The sequence below is a fragment of the Cellulomonas sp. Leaf334 genome (assembly GCF_001424195.1).
In the GTDB taxonomy this organism is placed as follows: Bacteria; Actinomycetota; Actinomycetes; order Actinomycetales; family Cellulomonadaceae; genus Cellulomonas.
This window is the reverse complement of sequence record NZ_LMOO01000001.1, coordinates 562,668-579,136: the sequence shown is the minus strand read 5'-3', so window position 1 is coordinate 579,136 and position 16,469 is coordinate 562,668. Positions and strand designations below refer to the sequence as shown.

The window sequence follows — 16,469 nt, the reverse complement described above, 5'->3', positions numbered from 1 at the left end:
ACCTAGGCCAGGACGTCCGCCAGGGCGGCGACGTCACCGATCACGACGACGGCCGGGTTGCCGACGCCGCGCTCCCGGGCGACGCGCGCGATGTCCGCGAGGGTCCCGACGGTGGTGCGCTGCCCGGGCAGGGTGCCGTTCTCCACGATCGCCACCGGCGTGCCCGGGTCCTTGCCGTGCGCCAGCAGCGCCCGGGTGTGCGACGGCAGCTGGGCGACGCCCATGAGCAGCACCAGCGTGCCGTCCAGACGCGCGAGCGTCTCCCAGTCGGGCGCCTGGTCGTGCGCGGACAGGATGGTGAGCTGGCGCGCGAGCCCGCGGTGCGTGACGGGGATCCCGGCGGACGCAGGTACGGCGAGCGCGCTGGTCACGCCGGGGACGACCTCGACCGGGACGCCCGCGGACACGCACGCGAGCACCTCCTCGCCGCCGCGGCCGAGCACGTACGGGTCGCCGCCCTTGAGCCGCACCACGCGGTGGCCTGCCTGCGCGCGCTCGACGAGCACCGCGTTGATCTCGGTCTGGGTCAGCGTGTGCGCGTGGGGGGACTTGCCGGCCTCGATGATCTCGACGGCGGGGTCCAGCTCCGCGAGCAGGGCACGGGGTGCGAGGCGGTCGACGACGACCACGTCGGCCTCGGCCAGCGCTCGGCGACCGCGCGTGGTGATGAGCCCCGGGTCGCCCGGGCCACCGCCGACGAGGGTGACCCGCCCGGTGCTGGGCCGGTGGTGGCGCACGGGGAGCCTGCCGGTGTCGAGCAGGAGCGCGACCGCGTTGCGCAGGGCGACGGCCCGGCGGGGGTCGCCGCCCGTGCCGACCGCGACCGTGACGTCGCCGGAGCGCGCGACAGCCGGGGTCCAGGCGCTCGACGCGCTCGCGTCGTCGGCCCGCACGCACCACAGCCGCAGCGACTCGGCGTCGGCGGCGACCGCGTCGTCGACCGCGCGGTCGCCCGTCGCGGTGTGCACCAGCCACGCGCCGTCGAGGTCGGTGGTCAGGTAGTCACGCGCCCGCCAGGTGATGCGTCCCGTAGCGGCGTGGTCCGCGAGGTCCTCGCAGAGTGCGGGCGCCACGACGAGGACGTCCGCGCCGTCCTCGACGAGCCGGGCGGCACGCCGGGCCGCGACAGGGCCGCCGCCGACGACGACGACACGACGGCTGGTGACGTCGAGGAAGAGCGGGTGCTGCGGGCCGGTCATATCCCCGCCCCGGCGAACCAGTCGTCGTCGTCGCTCGGCGTCGGCGCGAGCCGGTCGAGCAGGGTGGCACCGATCATCCCGGCGGCCAGGGTGGTGCCGTCCGCGGGGTCGACCAGCAGGAACCCACCCGTGCGGCGGTGCGTCGCGTACTCGTCGAGCACGATCGGCTCGGCCAGCCGGATCTTGACCCGGCCGATCGCGTTGAGGGTCAGCGCGCGCGGCGGGATGTCCGAGGACGTGTCGGTGGCGTCGACCGCGTGCAGCGTGTCCACGCCGTCCCAGGCCTCCACCGTGAGGGTGTCGACGTCGAGCCGGGCGTTGACCTCGCGCAGCAGCGCGCGGACCGTCCGGGTGCCGACGCGGACCAGGAGGCGGGCGCCCAGGACGCTGCGCTTCTCGGCCAGCCAGCAGACGGTGCCCTCCAGGTCGGAGCCGACGTTGACCGTGGCCGCGGTGGGGACCAGGACGTCGCCGCGCGCCACGTCGACGTCGTCGGCCAGCCGCAGCGTGACCGACTGGGGCGCGTGCGCCTCGGTCAGCGGACCGTCGAACGTGTCGATGCCGACGACCGTGGTGCGCTTGCCCGACGGGAGCACGGTGACCTCGTCGCCGACGGAGACGACGCCCGACGCGACCCGGCCTGCGTAGCCGCGGTAGTCGGGGTGCTCGGCGGTCCGCGGGCGGATGACCACCTGCACGGGGAACCGGAACGGCTCGGACAGGGCGTCGCGACCCACCGGCACCGCCTCGAGGTGCTCCAGGAGTGTCGGACCGTCGTACCAGGGCGTCCGTGCGGACCGGTCCACGACGTTGTCGCCGGTCAGTGCCGACAGCGGGACCGCCGTGACGTCCGGGATGCCGAGGCTCAGCGCGTAGGCGGTGAACTCGTCGGCGATCGCGCGGAACGTGGCCTCGTCGAAGTCGACCAGGTCCATCTTGTTCACGGCGAGCACGACGTGCGGCACGCGCAGGAGCGCGGTGATCGAGGCGTGCCGACGGGTCTGTTCCAGCACACCCTTGCGGGCGTCGACGAGCACGATCGCGAGCTCGGCCGTGGACGCGCCGGTCACCATGTTGCGGGTGTACTGCACGTGCCCCGGGGTGTCGGCCAGCACGAACGCGCGGGTGGCCGTCGAGAAGTACCGGTACGCCACGTCGATCGTGATGCCCTGCTCGCGCTCGGCCCGCAGGCCGTCGGTGAGCAGCGCCAGGTCGACCTCGCCGCCGCCACGCGCCAGGGTCGCGGCCTCGACCGCGCTGAGCTGGTCGGCGAGCACCGACTTCGTGTCGTACAGGAGGCGGCCGATCAGGGTGCTCTTGCCGTCGTCGACGGAGCCGGCGGTGGCCAGGCGCAGGAGGTCCCGCGTCGCGTGCTCGGTCACGTGCTGCGTCTCCTCGGTCGGTTCCAGCTGGATGGTGGGGGCGCCCATCAGAAGTAGCCCTCGCGCTTGCGGTCTTCCATCGCGGCCTCGGACGCGCGGTCGTCGGCGCGGGTGGCGCCCCGCTCGGTGAGCCGGCTGGCGCCGACCTCGGCGATGACCTCGGGGATGGTCGACGCCGTGGACTCGACGGCGCCGGTGCAGCTCATGTCGCCGACGGTGCGGTAGCGGACCGTCCGGACCTCGAGCATCTCGCTCGGTCGCGGCCCGCCCCAGCCGCCCGGAGCCAGCCACATGCCGTCGCGCAGGAAGACCTCGCGCTGGTGGGAGTAGTAGATCGCCGGGAGCTCGATCTGCTCGCGCTCGATGTAGCGCCACACGTCGAGCTCGGTCCAGTTGGACAGCGGGAAGACGCGCACGTGCTCGCCCGGCTTGTGGCGACCGTTGTAGAGGTCCCACAGCTCCGGTCGCTGCCGGCGAGGGTCCCACTGGCCGAACTCGTCGCGCAGCGAGAACACCCGCTCCTTGGCGCGCGCCTTCTCCTCGTCGCGACGACCGCCGCCGAACACGGCGTCGAACTTGTTCGCCGTGATGCCGTCGAGCAGCGGGACGGTCTGGAGCGGGTTGCGGGAGCCGTCGGCACGCTCGGCCACGCGGCCGTCGTCGATGGCGTCCTGCACGCTGGCCACGACGAGCCGCAGGCCGTGCTCGGCGACGACGCGGTCGCGGTACTCGATGACCTCGGGGAAGTTGTGCCCGGTATCGACGTGCATGAGCGCGAACGGCACCGGCGACGGCCAGAACGCCTTGCGCGCCAGGTGCAGCATGACGATCGAGTCCTTGCCGCCGCTGAACAGCAGGACGGGACGCTCGAACTCGCCGGCCACCTCACGCATGACGTGGATGCCCTCGGACTCCAGGGCGTCCAGCTGAGTGAGCGGCGGCGCCGCGGGCAGAGTGGTCATGTGTGCAACCCGCATTCGATCTTGGAGGTACCGGACCAGCGACCCGCGCGCGGGTCCTCCCCGGGGGCGACGGCCCGCGTGCAGGGGGCGCAGCCGATGGACGCGTAGCCGGCCTGGCGCAGCGGGTTGAGCACCACGTGGTGCTCGTCGACGTAGGCGTCCACGTCGTCCTGCGTCCACGCGGCCAGGGGGTTGAGCTTGACCTTGCCGCGCTTGGCGTCCCAGCCGACGACCGTGATGTCGGTGCGCGTCGGGGCGTCCTCGCGGCGCATGCCCGTGACCCACGCCGTGTACGGCGCGAGCCCGCGTTCCAGCGGCTCGACCTTGCGCAGGGCGCAGCACAGGTTCGGGTCGCGGTCGTGCAGCTGCGGTCCGTGCTCGGCGTCCTGCTCGGCGACCGTGCGCAGCGGCAGGATCGTGCGGAGCGAGACGTTGGTGAAGTCGGCGTAGTAGTCGCGCGTCCCGAGGGTCTCGGCGAAGTGGTAGCCGGTGTCGAGGAAGATCACGTCGATCCCCGGCACGGCTTCGGCGGCGATGTGCACGAGCACCTCGTCGCCCATCGACGACGCGAGGACCAGGTCGGTGCCGAACGTCGCGAACGCCCAGCGCAGGATCTCGGCGGGGTGGGCGCCCTCGAGGTCGCGGCCGGCCTGCTCCGCGAGCTCCTGCAGGTTCGTCGTGTCGAGGGTGCTCATGAGCGCGCCACCAGCCCGACGAACCGCAGCGCGAAGGCCCGGGTGCACGAGCGGCACTCCCACTCGCCGTGCTTCTCGCCGGCGGGCCAGAGGTCCTCGCTGGCGCAGAACGGGCAGTAGTAGGGGACCGCGCGCTCGCCAGACGTTCCGCTCATCGCAGGTCCTCCTCGTCCGCCCGCTGGGTCCACTGCGCGAACAGCTCGCCGTCGAGGCGCTGCTCGTCGAACTTGCGCGTGACGCGCTCGATGTAGTCGGGGAGCTCCTCGGCCGGGACGCGCAGACCGCGCAGGGTCTTCCCCAGCCCGCTGGTCAGGCCGAGACCGCCGCCGAGGTGCACCTGGTAGCCGTCCTCGCCGCCGGCCAGCGCGCCCTTGAGGCCGATGTCGGCCGTCTGGATGCGCGCGCACGAGTTGGGGCAGCCGTTGAGGTTGATGGTGATCGGCTGGTCGAAGGTCGGCAGGCGCTTCTCCAGCTCGCCGATCACGTGCGTGGCGCGCGCCTTGGTCTCGACGATCGCGAGCTTGCAGAACTCGATCCCGGTGCAGGCCATCGTGCCGCGGCGGAACGTGCTCGCGGACCGGACCGGGAGTCCGAGGGCCTCGAGCTGCTCGACCAGCGGGTCCACCTTCTCCGGCGCGACGTCGAGGACCACGATCTTCTGCTCGACGGTCAGCCGGACCTTGTCGGACCCGGCGTCCTCCACGAGGTCGGCCAGCTGCTGCAGGAGCTCGCCGGAGATGCGACCGACCGTCGGGGCCATGCCGACGTAGAAGTTCCCGTCGACCTGCGGGTGCACGCCGACGTGGTCGCGACGGCCGCTGGGCGGCGGGGGAGGCTCGGGGCCGTCCTCCAGCGTGAAGCCGAGGTACTCGCCCTCCAGCACCTGCCGGAACAGCTCGGGACCCCAGTCGGCGACCAGGAACTTCAGGCGCGCACGCGTGCGCAGCCGACGGTAGCCGTAGTCGCGGAAGATGCTGACGACGCCGACCCACACCTCGGGGATCTGCTCCAGCGTGACGAACGCGCCGAGGCGGACGCCGAGCTTCGGGTTGGTGGACAGGCCGCCGCCGACCCACACGTCGAAGCCGGGGCCGAGCGTGGGGTGCACCACGCCGACGAACGCGACGTCGTTGATCTCGTGGGCGACGTCGTGGTGCGGCGACCCGCTGATCGCGGTCTTGAACTTGCGGGGGAGGTTCGAGAAGCGGGGGTCGCCGATGTAGTTGTCCACGATCGCGCGGACGGCCGGGGTGCCGTCGATGATCTCGTCGGCTGCGACGCCGGCGACGGGGGACCCGAGGACGACGCGCGGGCAGTCGCCGCACGCCTCCTGGGTGCTCAGCCCGACGGCCTCGAGCCTGCGCCAGATCTCGGGGACGTCCTCGACGCGGATCCAGTGCAGCTGGATGTTCTGCCGGTCGGTGACGTCGGCGGTGCCGCGGCCGAACTCGACGGAGATGTCCGCGACCGTGCGCAGCTGCTGCAGGCTCAGCGCCCCGCCGTCGCACCGCACCCGGAGCATGAAGTACTCGTCGTCCAGCTCGTGCGGTTCGAGCGTGGCGGTCTTGCCGCCGTCGATGCCGGGCTTGCGCTGCGTGTAGAGCCCCCACCAGCGCATCCGTCCGCGCAGGTCCTCGGGTGCGATGCTGGCGAAACCCTCACGGGAGTAGACGTCCTCGATCCGCTGTCGGACGTTGAGGGCGTCGTCCTGCTGCTTGAACAGCTCGTTGCCGTTCAGCGGTTCCTTCTGGTCGAAGGCCCACTGGCCCTCGGCGCGAGCAGCGGGTGGGGCGATCCTGGTCTGCGCCATAGGGGCGATATCTCCGGGAGAACGTGGACGTGCGCCTGCACCCACCGCTGGGGGAAGCGGTCATCGGACGCAGACCGCGCGCCCGGGGGGACGAGGGGCGGGGTCAGTTGCTCCGCGGACAGCAGCACACGCACAGGTCCGCAGCGACGGTGCGCGTGCAGACGCACATGCACTGCCGCGAGAGGCGGAACCCGGGGGCGATCACCTGAAGAGGTTGTCACGGCAGGGCGTGACATGGGAGAGGGCGTCCGGATCATGAGATGTCCCGGTCGACATGTGGGACGAGCGTCCATGACCGGGTAAAAGGAGACTGATCCGGTGGCGATTCGAGTCTCGCGCGCCCCCGACGTAGGCTGCTCGACCGTGACCAGTCCGGGCGTCCCCAGCCTGACCCAGCGCCGACCTGTCGTGCCGCCGGACCGCCTGCTCGCCGAGCTGGTCCCGCCCCGGCACTTCGCCGACGAGTCCTTCGCCACCTACCGCCCCGACCCGGCACACCCGTCGCAGGCCGCGGCGGTGACGAGGCTGTCGGCCGCCGCGGAGCAGATCCGTCGCGGTGGGCAGAGGTCGTTCTGGAAGCGCGGCAGGGCCACCCCGGTCGCCGTGTACCTCGATGGCGGCTTCGGCGTCGGCAAGACCCACCTGCTCACGTCGCTGGCCCACGCGGTGGGCGTGCAGGACGCCGCCTACGGCACGTTCGTGGAGTACACCAACCTCGTCGGCGCCCTCGGGTTCCTGCCCACCGTCGAGGCGCTCGCCACCCGCCGCCTGGTCTGCATCGACGAGTTCGAGCTCGACGACCCGGGCGACACCGTCCTCATGTCCCGGCTGCTGCGCGAGCTCGCCGACCGCGGCGTCGCGCTCGCCGCCACGTCGAACACCCTGCCCGGGTCGCTGGGCGAGGGCCGGTTCGCCGCCGAGGACTTCCTGCGCGAGATCCAGGCGCTCGCCGCCCGGTTCGAGGTCCTGCGCGTCGACGGCGACGACTACCGGCACCGGTCGGTCGTCACCGACGCCGACGGGCTCGACGACCACGAGGTCCGCTCCGCGGCGGCTCGGCGGTCCGACGCGACCCTGGACGACTTCGGCGACCTGCTCGCCCACCTCGCGACCGTGCACCCCAGCCGCTACGGCGCCCTGCTCGACGGGGTCGGCCTCGTGGCACTGACCGGGGTGCACGCCGTCCCGACCCAGGACGTGGCGCTGCGGCTCGTGGTGCTGGTCGACCGGCTCTACGACCGGGACGTCCCCGTGCTGCTCGGCGGCGCGGGGGAGAAGGAGCTGTTCTCGGCCGAGATGCTCGCCGGTGGCTACCGCAAGAAGTACTACCGCGCCCTGTCCCGCCTGGGCTCCCTCGCCGCGGACGGCGCCGCGCTCGTCGCCTGACCTCAGGCCAGGACGACCACCGAGCGGGGCGGCGTCAGGACCAGGGCGCCGCCGGGGGCGGGTTCCAGCGACGCGGGCTCCCACGCAGCGACGACGTCGACGGGTCCGTCGACGTGCACCGGTACCGCGGCCTCCTCGCCCGACAGGTTGAGGACCACCCGCGCCGAGCCGCGGTGCAGCACCAGCCAGCCGTCCCACGGCACGTCCTCCTGCTCGCGCTCCGACGCCCCGCCCCACACCAGATCCGTCACGGACAGGTCGCCGGACGCGAGGTCGGGGACCTGGCGGCGGACGGCGATCAGCGACCGGTACCAGTCGCGCAGGCGGGCGTGCTCGGGGTGCGCCGGGTCGTCCAGCTCGGAGCGGTCGAGAATGCTCGCGCGGAACGTCGCGGGGTTCTGCGGGTCGGGCACCTCGATGTCGCCGCCGTACAGGACGTCCCAGCCGTGGCCGCCGAACTCCCGTCGACGTCCGTCGCGGACGGCGGCTGCCAGGTCGGGCTCGGGGTGGTCGGTGAAGAACTGCCACGGCGTGCGGGTGCCCCACTCCTCGCCCATGAAGAGCATCGGGCTGAACGGGGCGAGCAGGACGAGCGCGGCCTCGGCGGCGACCCGGCCGGGGTCGAGGCGGGCCGACGGGCGGTCGCCGAGCGCGCGGTTGCCCACCTGGTCGTGCGTGGACGCGGCGACGACGAACCGGTGACCGTCGGTGCCGGGCGGCACGGGCCGGCCCCAGCGGCGTCCACGGAACGTGGAGAGCTCGCCGTCGTGGACGAACACGCTGGTCAGCGCTTTGCGCAGCACCTCGGGCGAGCCGAAGTCGCCGTAGTAGCCGTGGCGCTCCCCGGTGACCAGGGCGTGGATGGCGTGGTGCACGTCGTCGTCCCACTGGGCGGTCATGCCCCAGCCGCCCTCGGTGGTCGGGGTGATCGACACGGGGTCGTTGAGGTCGGACTCCGCGACCAGGGAGAGCGGGCGCCCCAGCGACTGCGCGAGCGACGCGACCTCGTCGGACAGCTGGGACAGCACGTGCCGGTCGGACAGGTCGATGAGGGCGTGCACGGCGTCCAGGCGCAGGGCGTCCACGTGGAAGTCGCGGAACCAGCGCAGCGCGCTGTCGCACACCCAGCGGCGGACCTCGTCGGACCCGGGCCCGTCCAGGTTGATCGCGGAGCCCCACGGCGTCTGGTGCGCGTCGGTGAAGTACGGGCCGAACTCGCCCAGGTAGTTGCCGGACGGGCCCATGTGGTTGTGGACCACGTCCAGGCAGACCCCCAGGCCGCGGGCGTGCGCCGCGTCCACGAAGGCCTGCAGGCCGACGGGGCCGCCGTAGGGCTCGTGCACCGCGAACGTCGAGACACCGTCGTAGCCCCAGCCGTGCACACCGCTGAACGGGGCGACCGGCATGAGCTCGACCAGGTCGACGCCGAGCGAGACCAGGTCGTCCAGGTGCTCGATCGCGGACGACAGCGTGCCCTCGTCGCTGAACGTGCCGACGTGCAGCTCGTACGTCACGTGCCCGCGGACGTCGACGCCGGACCAGCCGTCGTCCGACCACGGGAACGTCGCGGGGTCGTAGACACGGCTCGGTCCGTGCACGCCCTGCGGCTGCCACGCGCTGCGGGGGTCGGGCCGCGGCGGGCCGCCGTCGACCGCGAAGGCGTAGTCGGTGCCGTGCGGCAGGTCGACCTCGCCGACCCACCACTCGCCGTCGGCGGTCAACGGCCGGTGCTCGTCGCCGACGACCAGGTCGACGTGTGCGGCGGTCGGCGCCCAGACGCGGGGGAGCACCGCCTCAGCCCTCCGCTCGGACGAGCAGGGCGATCGGCAGCCGGTCCAGCAGCGGCCCGACGTCGACGACCCCTCCCGCCACCGGTCGGTCCGTGAGGACGTCGCGCCAGTCACCGTCGGGAAGGGCGACCGTGTGGTCGGCCCAGCCCCCGAGCCGGTCGACCGCGGCTGCCAGCCGCGTCGCGACGACTGCCACGCGGGGGTGGCCGGCGACCGTCCGTGCGTACGTGAGGGAGTGCCCGGAGGAGTGGGCCAGCGGCAGGAAACCGCTGTCGGGACCGATGAACGCCTCCGGCAGCGACCGACGCAGACGCAGCGCACGCGAGGTGACCAGCAGCTTCTCGTCGGCCAGGTCGCGCGGACCGGCACCGTCGTCGAGCCGCGCCAGGCGGGTGACCAGCGGCTCCAGCGGGACCGGTCGGCGGTTGTCCGGGTCGACGAGGACCGGGTTCGGCACCTCGGTGCCCTGGTAGACGTCCGGGATGCCGGGCAGGGTCAGCTGGACGAGCTTGGTGCCGAGGGTCGCCGCGCGGACGGCTGGGCGGGTGCGCAGCTCCCAGGCGGAGAGGAGCTCGCCGACGGTCGGGTCGACGAGCGCCTGCCGCGCGGCGTCGAGGACAGCGCCCTCGTACGGCTCGTCGGGCGCTGTCCACGTGGTCCGGCTCTTCGCCTCACGGATCGCCTTCGTCAGGTACTCGACGAGGCGGTCCTCGGTGATCGGGCCGTCGTCGGTCCACGTGCCCACGAGCGTCTGCCAGAGCAGGTACTCGGTGCGGCCGTCGAGCAGCGCGCTGCGGTACGGCGCGGAGGCGGCGCGCAGGTCGTCGACGAGGGCCGACCACTCGCGCGGGAGCTCGCTGAGCACCCCGAGCCGGGACCGGGTGTCCTCGCCGCGCTTGGTGTCGTGCGTCGACAGCGTCGTCATGCCGAGCGGCGCGGACACCTGCATCTGGGCGGCCCAGGCGGACAGGTCGGTGGGCGTGAGCGCGAACTGCTCGGGTGCGCCGCCGACCTCGCACAGGCCGGTCAGGTGGGTCCAGCGGTAGAACGTGGTGTCCTCCACGCCCTTGGCCATGACGGCGCCGCAGGTCTGCTGGAACCGCACGATCAGCTCGTCCCGGCGTGCCCCGCGCGTGCGCCCGGCGCTGCCGACCTCGCGACCGAGCAGGAGGTCCACGACGACGTCCATGGTCGCGCCGCGCTCCGCGGACAGGCGTGCGCGGGCGTGGGTCGCGGCCGTGTGCATGACCTCGAGGGACTCGGGGTGCACGGGCTCGCCGGGCACGACGTACGCCCGGTAGCGGTCGAACGCGACGAGCAGCTCGATCAGGCAGTCCTCGAGTGCGCGCCACGTGTGGTCGCGCAGGCGCAGGTCGTCGCGGCAGATGTCCGCCGCCAGCGAGGTCAGCCGGTGCACCTCCGCGTACAGGGGACCGTCGACGATCTCGCGCTTCGCCTGCTCCGCCATCGCGGGGAACGCGTCGGACGTGTCGCCCGTGAGCCGGTGCATGACGGCCCCGAGGACCGCGGCGCCGCCGGGGTCGACGAACGTCTCCTGGATCCGCCACAGCGCCTCGTAGCCGGTGCTGCCGGCGGTCTCCCAGTCGGGCGGGAGCGTCTCGGTGCCCTCGAGGATCTTCTCGACGACCACCCACGCGCCACCGCTCGCCTCGCGCAGCCGCGCCAGGTACCCGGCCGGGTCGGCGAGGCCGTCGGGGTGGTCGATGCGCAGGCCGTCGATCGTGCCGTCGGCCAGCAGCGACAGGACGAGCGCGTGCGTCGCGTCGAACACGACCGGGTCCTCGACCCGGATCGCGAGGAGGGTGCCGACGTCGAAGAACCGCCGGTAGTTGAGCTCCTCGTCGGCCACCCGCCAGTACGCCAGCCGGTAGTGCTGGCGCTCCACGAGCTCCGCCAGCGCGAGGGACTCGGTGCCCGGCCGGACCGGGAAGACGTGGTCGTGGTAGCGCAGGACGGTCCGCGCGCCCTCGCCGGGGATCTCGACCTCGTCCAGCGCGAGCTCGTCGCGGCCCAGCACCGCACCGATGCGGTCGCCGAGCACCGGCATGAGCACCGCGCCGTCGCCCGCGGACCAGTCCACGTCGAACCAGGCCGCGTACGGGGAGTCGGGGCCCTCCGCGAGCACCGACCACAGGGCGCGGTTGTGCCAGACGGGCGTGGGGACGGCCATGTGGTTCGGCACGATGTCGAGGACCAGCCCGAGGCCCGCGTCGTGCGCCGCGGCCGCCAGCCGCCGCAGGGCCGGCAGCCCGCCGAGCTCGGGGGCGATCTCGTCGTGGTAGACCACGTCGTACCCGTGCGTCGACCCGGGTGCGGCCCGCAGGATCGGCGACAGGTACACGTGCGTGACGCCCAGCGACGCCAGGTACGGGACGCGCGCCACGGCGTCGTCGAGCGTCAGGTCCGCTCCGAGCTGCAACCGGTACGTCGAGCCGGGCACGGGCTTGCCCGCCGTCGGGAGGCGACGGGTCGGGGTGGGCCTGGGCTCGCTCATGCGCTGGGGCGCGGCTTGGTGGTGCGTCGCTTCGGCTTCCCGTCGGCCGACTCCCCGTGCCCACGGTTCTTCGTCTGCTTGGCAGCCTCGCTCGCCGCGGCCGCCACCGCGCCGATGCCCGACGAGGTCGGGGACGGCAGGATCGAGGGCCGGGTGAACACGATGATCGACTTCTCCCGCAGCTCGAGGGTCGTGCCCGCCTCGACCGTGCTGCCGGCCTCGATCTGGGAGTCCGTGTCCACGACCGCCGTCCACACGGCCCCGAACCGCGCCTGCGGGAGCGTGAAGGTGGCGGCGTCGGGCTGCCCGTTGAAGAGCACGAGGAAGCTGTCGTCGACGATCTCCTGGCCGCGCAGGTCCGGCTCGGCGATCGCGTCGCCGTTGAGGAACACCATGACCGCGCGCGCGTGGTCGGCAGCCCAGGCCTCCTCCCGCATGTGGTGACCGTCGGGCGCGAGCCACGCGAGGTCCAGGAGGTCGGAGTCGTCCGAGCGGTCGGGCTCGCCGGCGAAGAACCGGCGGCGCCGGAACACCGGGTGGTCCTGCCGGAGCCGCACGAGCCGGCGCGTGAACTCGAGGAGGTCGGTCTTGTCCTGGTCGAGGTCCCAGTCGACCCAGGAGATCGGGCTGTCCTGGCAGTAGACGTTGTTGTTGCCCAGCTGGGTGCGGCCCAGCTCGTCGCCGTGGGCGATCATCGGCACGCCCTGGGAGAGCAGCAGCGTGGTCAGGAAGTTGCGCCGCTGCCGCGACCGGAGGGTGTTGATGGCCGCGTCGTCCGTCGGACCCTCGGCGCCACAGTTCCAGGACCGGTTGTGGCTCTCGCCGTCGTTGTTGTCCTCGCCGTTGGCCTCGTTGTGCTTCTCGTTGTACGAGACGAGGTCGTTGAGGGTGAAGCCGTCGTGCGCGGTGAAGAAGTTCAGGCTGGCGATCGGCCGGCGGCCGGTGTGCTCGTACAGGTCCGACGACCCCGTCAGCCGGCTCGCGAACTCGCCGAGCGTCGACGGCTCGCCCCGCCAGAAGTCCCGCACGGTGTCGCGGTACTTGCCGTTCCACTCCGACCACAGGGGCGGGAACCCTCCCACCTGGTACCCGCCGTCCCCGACGTCCCACGGCTCGGCGATGAGCTTGACCTGCGAGACGATCGGGTCCTGGTGCACGAGGTCGAAGAACGCCGACAGCCGGTCCACCTCGTGGAACTGGCGGGCCAGGGTGGCGGCCAGGTCGAAGCGGAACCCGTCCACGTGCATCTCGGTGACCCAGTACCGCAGCGAGTCCATGATCAGCTGGAGCACGTGCGGCGACCGCATGAGCAGCGAGTTGCCGGTGCCCGTGGTGTCGAAGTAGTGCGCCTGGTCGTCGTCGACGAGCCGGTAGTAGTTGGCGTTGTCGAGGCCGCGGAAGCTCAGCGTCGGGCCCAGGTGGTTGCCCTCGGCCGTGTGGTTGTAGACGACGTCGAGGATGACCTCGATGTCCGCGGCGTGGAGCTCCTTGACCATCGCCTTGAACTCCTGCACCTGCTGGCCGGCGTGCTGGAACGCGGCATAGCGGTTGTGCGGTGCGAAGAAGCCGATGGTGTTGTAGCCCCAGTAGTTCGACAGCCCCTTCTCGACGAGCGACGGGTCGTTGACGAACTGGTGCACCGGCATGAGCTCGACCGCCGTGACGCCGAGCGACGTGAGGTGCTCGATGACCGCCGGGTGGGCCAGCCCCGCGTACGTGCCGCGCAGCTCCTCGGGCACCGCGGGGTGCTGCATCGTCAGGCCGCGCACGTGCGCCTCGTAGATGACCGACTCGTGGTACTCGTGCTGCGGCGGCCGGTCGTGGCCCCAGTCGAAGTACGGGTTGATGACCACGGACGTCATGGTGTGCCCGGCCGAGTCCTCGTCGTTGCGCTGGTCCGGGTCGTCGAACTCGTACGAGTACAGCGACGGGTGACCGTCGATCTGCCCGTCGATCGCCTTGGCGTACGGGTCGAGCAGGAGCTTGTTCGGGTTGCAGCGGTGCCCCTGTGCGGGGTCGTACGGTCCGTGCACCCGGTACCCGTAACGCTGGCCCGGCGTGATGGCGGGCAGGTACCCGTGCCACACGAACGCGTCGACCTCGGTGAGGTCCGTCCGTGTCTCGGTGCCGTCGTCAGCGATCAGGCAGAGCTCGACTCGTTCGGCCACCTCGGAGAACAGGGCGAAGTTCGTGCCCGTCCCGTCGTAGGTGGCACCCAGGGGGTAGGGGCGTCCCGGCCACATCAGCATGGCCCCAGGGTGCCAGCCGACCGCCCATCCGGCGCGGGGTGCGAGGCACGGACAAGGGTGGACTTCGCCACACCGCCCATTGCGCGCAGGCCCGCGACCTGGTGCGCTTGCCGTCGGCGGTCCGACGAGGGCAGGGGAGTGACGTGAGCGGTCAGGTCGTGGTCGTGGGTGCCGGGCTGGCGGGGGCGAAGACCGTCGAGAGTCTGCGGGAGCGGGGGTACGACGGACGGATCGTCCTGCTCGGCACCGAGACCGAGCGGCCGTACGAACGGCCACCGCTGTCGAAGGGCTACCTGCAGGGCAGCGACGAACGCGACGACGCGTTCGTGCACCCGGCCGACTGGTACTCCGCTCACGACGTCGACCTGCGGCTCGGGACGACCGCCCGGTCGATCGACCTGGGCGCGCGGGACGTCGTCGACGGCTCCGGGACCCGGACGGGCTGGGACCACCTCGTGCTCGCGACCGGCTCCGAGCCGCGCCGGCTCGACGTCCCCGGAGCGGGTCTCGACGGCGTCGTCCAGCTGCGCACCCTCGACGACAGCGACCGCCTGCGCACCCTGCTCACGGCGGGCAGGCGCGTGGTCGTCGTCGGGGGCGGCTGGATCGGGCTCGAGGTCACCGCCGCCGCCCGCGCTGCCGGCTGCGAGGTGAGCGTGCTGGTGCGCGACCCCCTGCCGCTGCTCGGCGTGCTCGGCCCGGAGCTCGCCGCGATGTTCGCGGACCTGCACAGGGAGAACGGGGTGGACCTGCGCACGCGGACCGAGATCTCCGAGATCGTGGCCGCGGGCGACGGGACGCGCGTGGGTGCGGTCGAGCTTGCCGACGGGACGCTCGTCGACGCGGACCTGGTCGTCGTCGGGATCGGGGCGGCGCCCCGCGTCGACCTCGCGAAGGCCGCCGGGCTGCACGTCGAGAACGGCGTCGTCGTCGACGCGCACCTGCGCTCGTCGAACCCGCACGTGCTCGCGGTCGGTGACATCGCCCGTGCGCACCACCCGCTCCTGGGGACCCACGTCCGGGTCGAGCACTGGGCGAACGCCCTGAACCAGCCGGCGACCGCGGCGGCGACGGTCGTGGGCGCCGACGAGCCGTACGACAAGCTGCCGTACTTCTTCACCGACCAGTTCGACCTCGGCATGGAGTACGTCGGTCACGTGGGCGTCCACGGGTACGACGAGGTCGTCGTCCGCGGCGACCTGCAGGGCCGGGAGCTCATCGCGTTCTGGCGGCGCGAGGGGCGTGTGCTGGCCGCGATGAACGTCAACGTGTGGGACGTCGTCGACGACGTGCAGGCACTGATCCGCTCAGGTGCCGTGGTCGACCACGACCGGCTGGCCGACCCCGAGGTGCCGCTGCCGGACCTGCTCTAAGGGGCCAGCGTCCGGTCCACCGCGCGGCGGACCACCTCGTCGTCGTCGGCCCCCTCCGCGCGCCAGCCCAGCTGCTGGATGGCGCCGTTGCCGCGCCGCAGCACCGTCGCGACCTGACGCTCGACCCACTCCAGGTCGCCCGCCTCGGCCAGGGCGGGCCGGACGTGCTCGACGAGCTGGGCGACCACCTCGGCGGCGGGCAGCGGCTTGCCGGTCAACGGGCTGACCAGGTCGCCGGTCAGACCCGACCGTGCCGCACGCCAGGTCGCGGCGCGCAGCAGCTCCGTACGCGGCTGCGACACGGGGTCTCCCACGGCCGACTCGGCCAGGCCGCGCACCAGCGCGGCCTGCAGCGCGGCGTCCTCCGCGTCGAGGCAGACGTCCGCGACGCGCACCTCGACCGTCGGGTACCGCGACGAGAGGCGAGCGTCGAAGTAGACCATCCCCTCGTCGAGGATCGCCCCCGTGCCGAGCAGCTCGTCGATGACGGCGTGGTAGCCCGCGGCATCCCCGAACGGGGCCGTCGGACCCGCGGTCGGCCAGCGGCCCCACACCTGCGAGCGGTACGACGCGTACCCCGTGGCGGTGCCCTGCCACGACGGGCTGTTGCCGGACAGCGCGAGCAGGACCGCGTTCCACGGCCGGAGGTGGTCGAGGATCCGCACGCCCTCCTCCTCGTCCTCGATCGACACGTGGACGTGGCAGCCGCACGTCAGCTGGTCCCGTGCGGTCGCACCGAACTCGGCCCGGATGGTGTGCGCGCGCCGGTCGGGCAGGACGCTGGACTCGACGACCTGCGGAGCCGTGGCCAGCGCGGCGATCCGGGCGCCCGCCTGGCGCGCGACCTCATCGGTCCGGATCCGCCCGGCGCGGATCTCCGCCACGAGCTCCCCGAGGTCCGCGCGGGGCGGCGTGGACGTCTCGATCTGCTCCTGCTTGAACTCCTTCTCGAGGTTCCCGCCGGGCTCGTCTCCGGCGGCCCGTCCGGTGGTGGACGCGTGCCGCAGCACCGTCGTCGCCACCGGCTGGGGCCGCCCCTCCGGCGTGACCAGCAGGAACTCTTCCTCGACACCCAGGGTTCGCACGGGAACAGTGTGCGGGCGCGCGC

Annotated in this window: 12 protein-coding genes; 2 read left to right on the top strand and 10 right to left on the bottom strand. The window is 72.9% G+C overall.

All coding sequences use genetic code 11. From position 1 onward, the window contains the following. Positions 1-2: 2 nt before the first annotated feature. From cobA to ASF78_RS02615, 6 genes are read right to left on the bottom strand one after another with little or no spacing between them, the layout of a single operon-like run. The gene (gene cobA / locus ASF78_RS02635) at positions 3-1,199 is read right to left on the bottom strand and encodes a uroporphyrinogen-III C-methyltransferase (RefSeq protein WP_056584599.1); all 1,197 of its coding nucleotides are present in this window, start codon (positions 1,197-1,199) and stop codon (positions 3-5) included. Next, positions 1,196-2,629, bottom strand: coding sequence for a sulfate adenylyltransferase subunit 1 (locus ASF78_RS02630; protein ID WP_082494758.1), 1,434 nt, complete (start codon positions 2,627-2,629; stop codon positions 1,196-1,198). Before ASF78_RS02630 ends, cobA begins: the two co-directional genes overlap by 4 nt. Beyond that, on the bottom strand, positions 2,629-3,543 hold the full coding sequence (gene cysD / locus ASF78_RS02625; protein WP_082494757.1) for a sulfate adenylyltransferase subunit CysD: 915 nt from the start codon (positions 3,541-3,543) through the stop codon (positions 2,629-2,631). Before cysD ends, ASF78_RS02630 begins: the two co-directional genes overlap by 1 nt. Next, the gene (locus ASF78_RS02620; protein WP_056584591.1) at positions 3,540-4,238 is read right to left on the bottom strand and encodes a phosphoadenylyl-sulfate reductase; all 699 of its coding nucleotides are present in this window, start codon (positions 4,236-4,238) and stop codon (positions 3,540-3,542) included. The genes cysD and ASF78_RS02620 overlap by 4 nt, the downstream gene beginning before the upstream one ends. Further along, complete coding sequence (locus tag ASF78_RS22675) at positions 4,235-4,393, bottom strand: hypothetical protein (protein WP_200940510.1); 159 nt, start codon at positions 4,391-4,393, stop codon at positions 4,235-4,237. The genes ASF78_RS02620 and ASF78_RS22675 overlap by 4 nt, the downstream gene beginning before the upstream one ends. After that, the gene (locus tag ASF78_RS02615) at positions 4,390-6,048 is read right to left on the bottom strand and encodes a nitrite/sulfite reductase (RefSeq protein ID WP_056584588.1); all 1,659 of its coding nucleotides are present in this window, start codon (positions 6,046-6,048) and stop codon (positions 4,390-4,392) included. Before ASF78_RS02615 ends, ASF78_RS22675 begins: the two co-directional genes overlap by 4 nt. 363 nt (positions 6,049-6,411) lie before the next feature. On the opposite strand from ASF78_RS02615, the gene zapE reads away from it, so the two are divergent. After that, entirely contained in the window at positions 6,412-7,434 is a 1,023-nt protein-coding gene (gene zapE, locus ASF78_RS02610) for a cell division protein ZapE (RefSeq protein WP_235518363.1), read from the top strand. A gap of 2 nt (positions 7,435-7,436) precedes the next feature. On the opposite strand, the gene treZ is transcribed toward zapE, so the two are convergent. The 3 genes from treZ to glgX are packed head-to-tail and all read right to left on the bottom strand — an operon-like array spanning position 7,437 to position 13,988. After that, positions 7,437-9,224: a malto-oligosyltrehalose trehalohydrolase gene (treZ, locus tag ASF78_RS02605; protein ID WP_056584585.1), complete on the bottom strand. Its 1,788-nt coding sequence runs from the start codon at positions 9,222-9,224 to the stop codon at positions 7,437-7,439. 4 nt (positions 9,225-9,228) lie between these two features. Beyond that, positions 9,229-11,739 carry a malto-oligosyltrehalose synthase gene (gene treY, locus ASF78_RS02600; RefSeq protein WP_056584582.1) on the bottom strand — a complete coding sequence of 837 codons (2,511 nt, stop codon included), beginning with the start codon at positions 11,737-11,739 and terminating at the stop codon, positions 9,229-9,231. Then, on the bottom strand, positions 11,736-13,988 hold the full coding sequence (glgX, locus tag ASF78_RS02595) for a glycogen debranching protein GlgX (RefSeq protein ID WP_056584578.1): 2,253 nt from the start codon (positions 13,986-13,988) through the stop codon (positions 11,736-11,738). The genes treY and glgX overlap by 4 nt, the downstream gene beginning before the upstream one ends. Before the next feature lie 143 nt (positions 13,989-14,131). Between glgX and ASF78_RS02590 the strand changes: the two genes are divergently transcribed. Then, complete coding sequence (locus ASF78_RS02590; protein ID WP_056584575.1) at positions 14,132-15,361, top strand: NAD(P)/FAD-dependent oxidoreductase; 1,230 nt, start codon at positions 14,132-14,134, stop codon at positions 15,359-15,361. Here the strand turns inward: ASF78_RS02590 and ASF78_RS02585 are convergent. Then, positions 15,358-16,446 (bottom strand): glutamate--cysteine ligase, encoded by a 1,089-nt coding sequence (locus ASF78_RS02585; RefSeq protein ID WP_235518360.1) that lies wholly within the window; start codon positions 16,444-16,446, stop codon positions 15,358-15,360. The two genes, ASF78_RS02590 and ASF78_RS02585, sit on opposite strands and share 4 nt — an antisense overlap. Between the last annotated feature and the right edge of the window lie 23 nt (positions 16,447-16,469).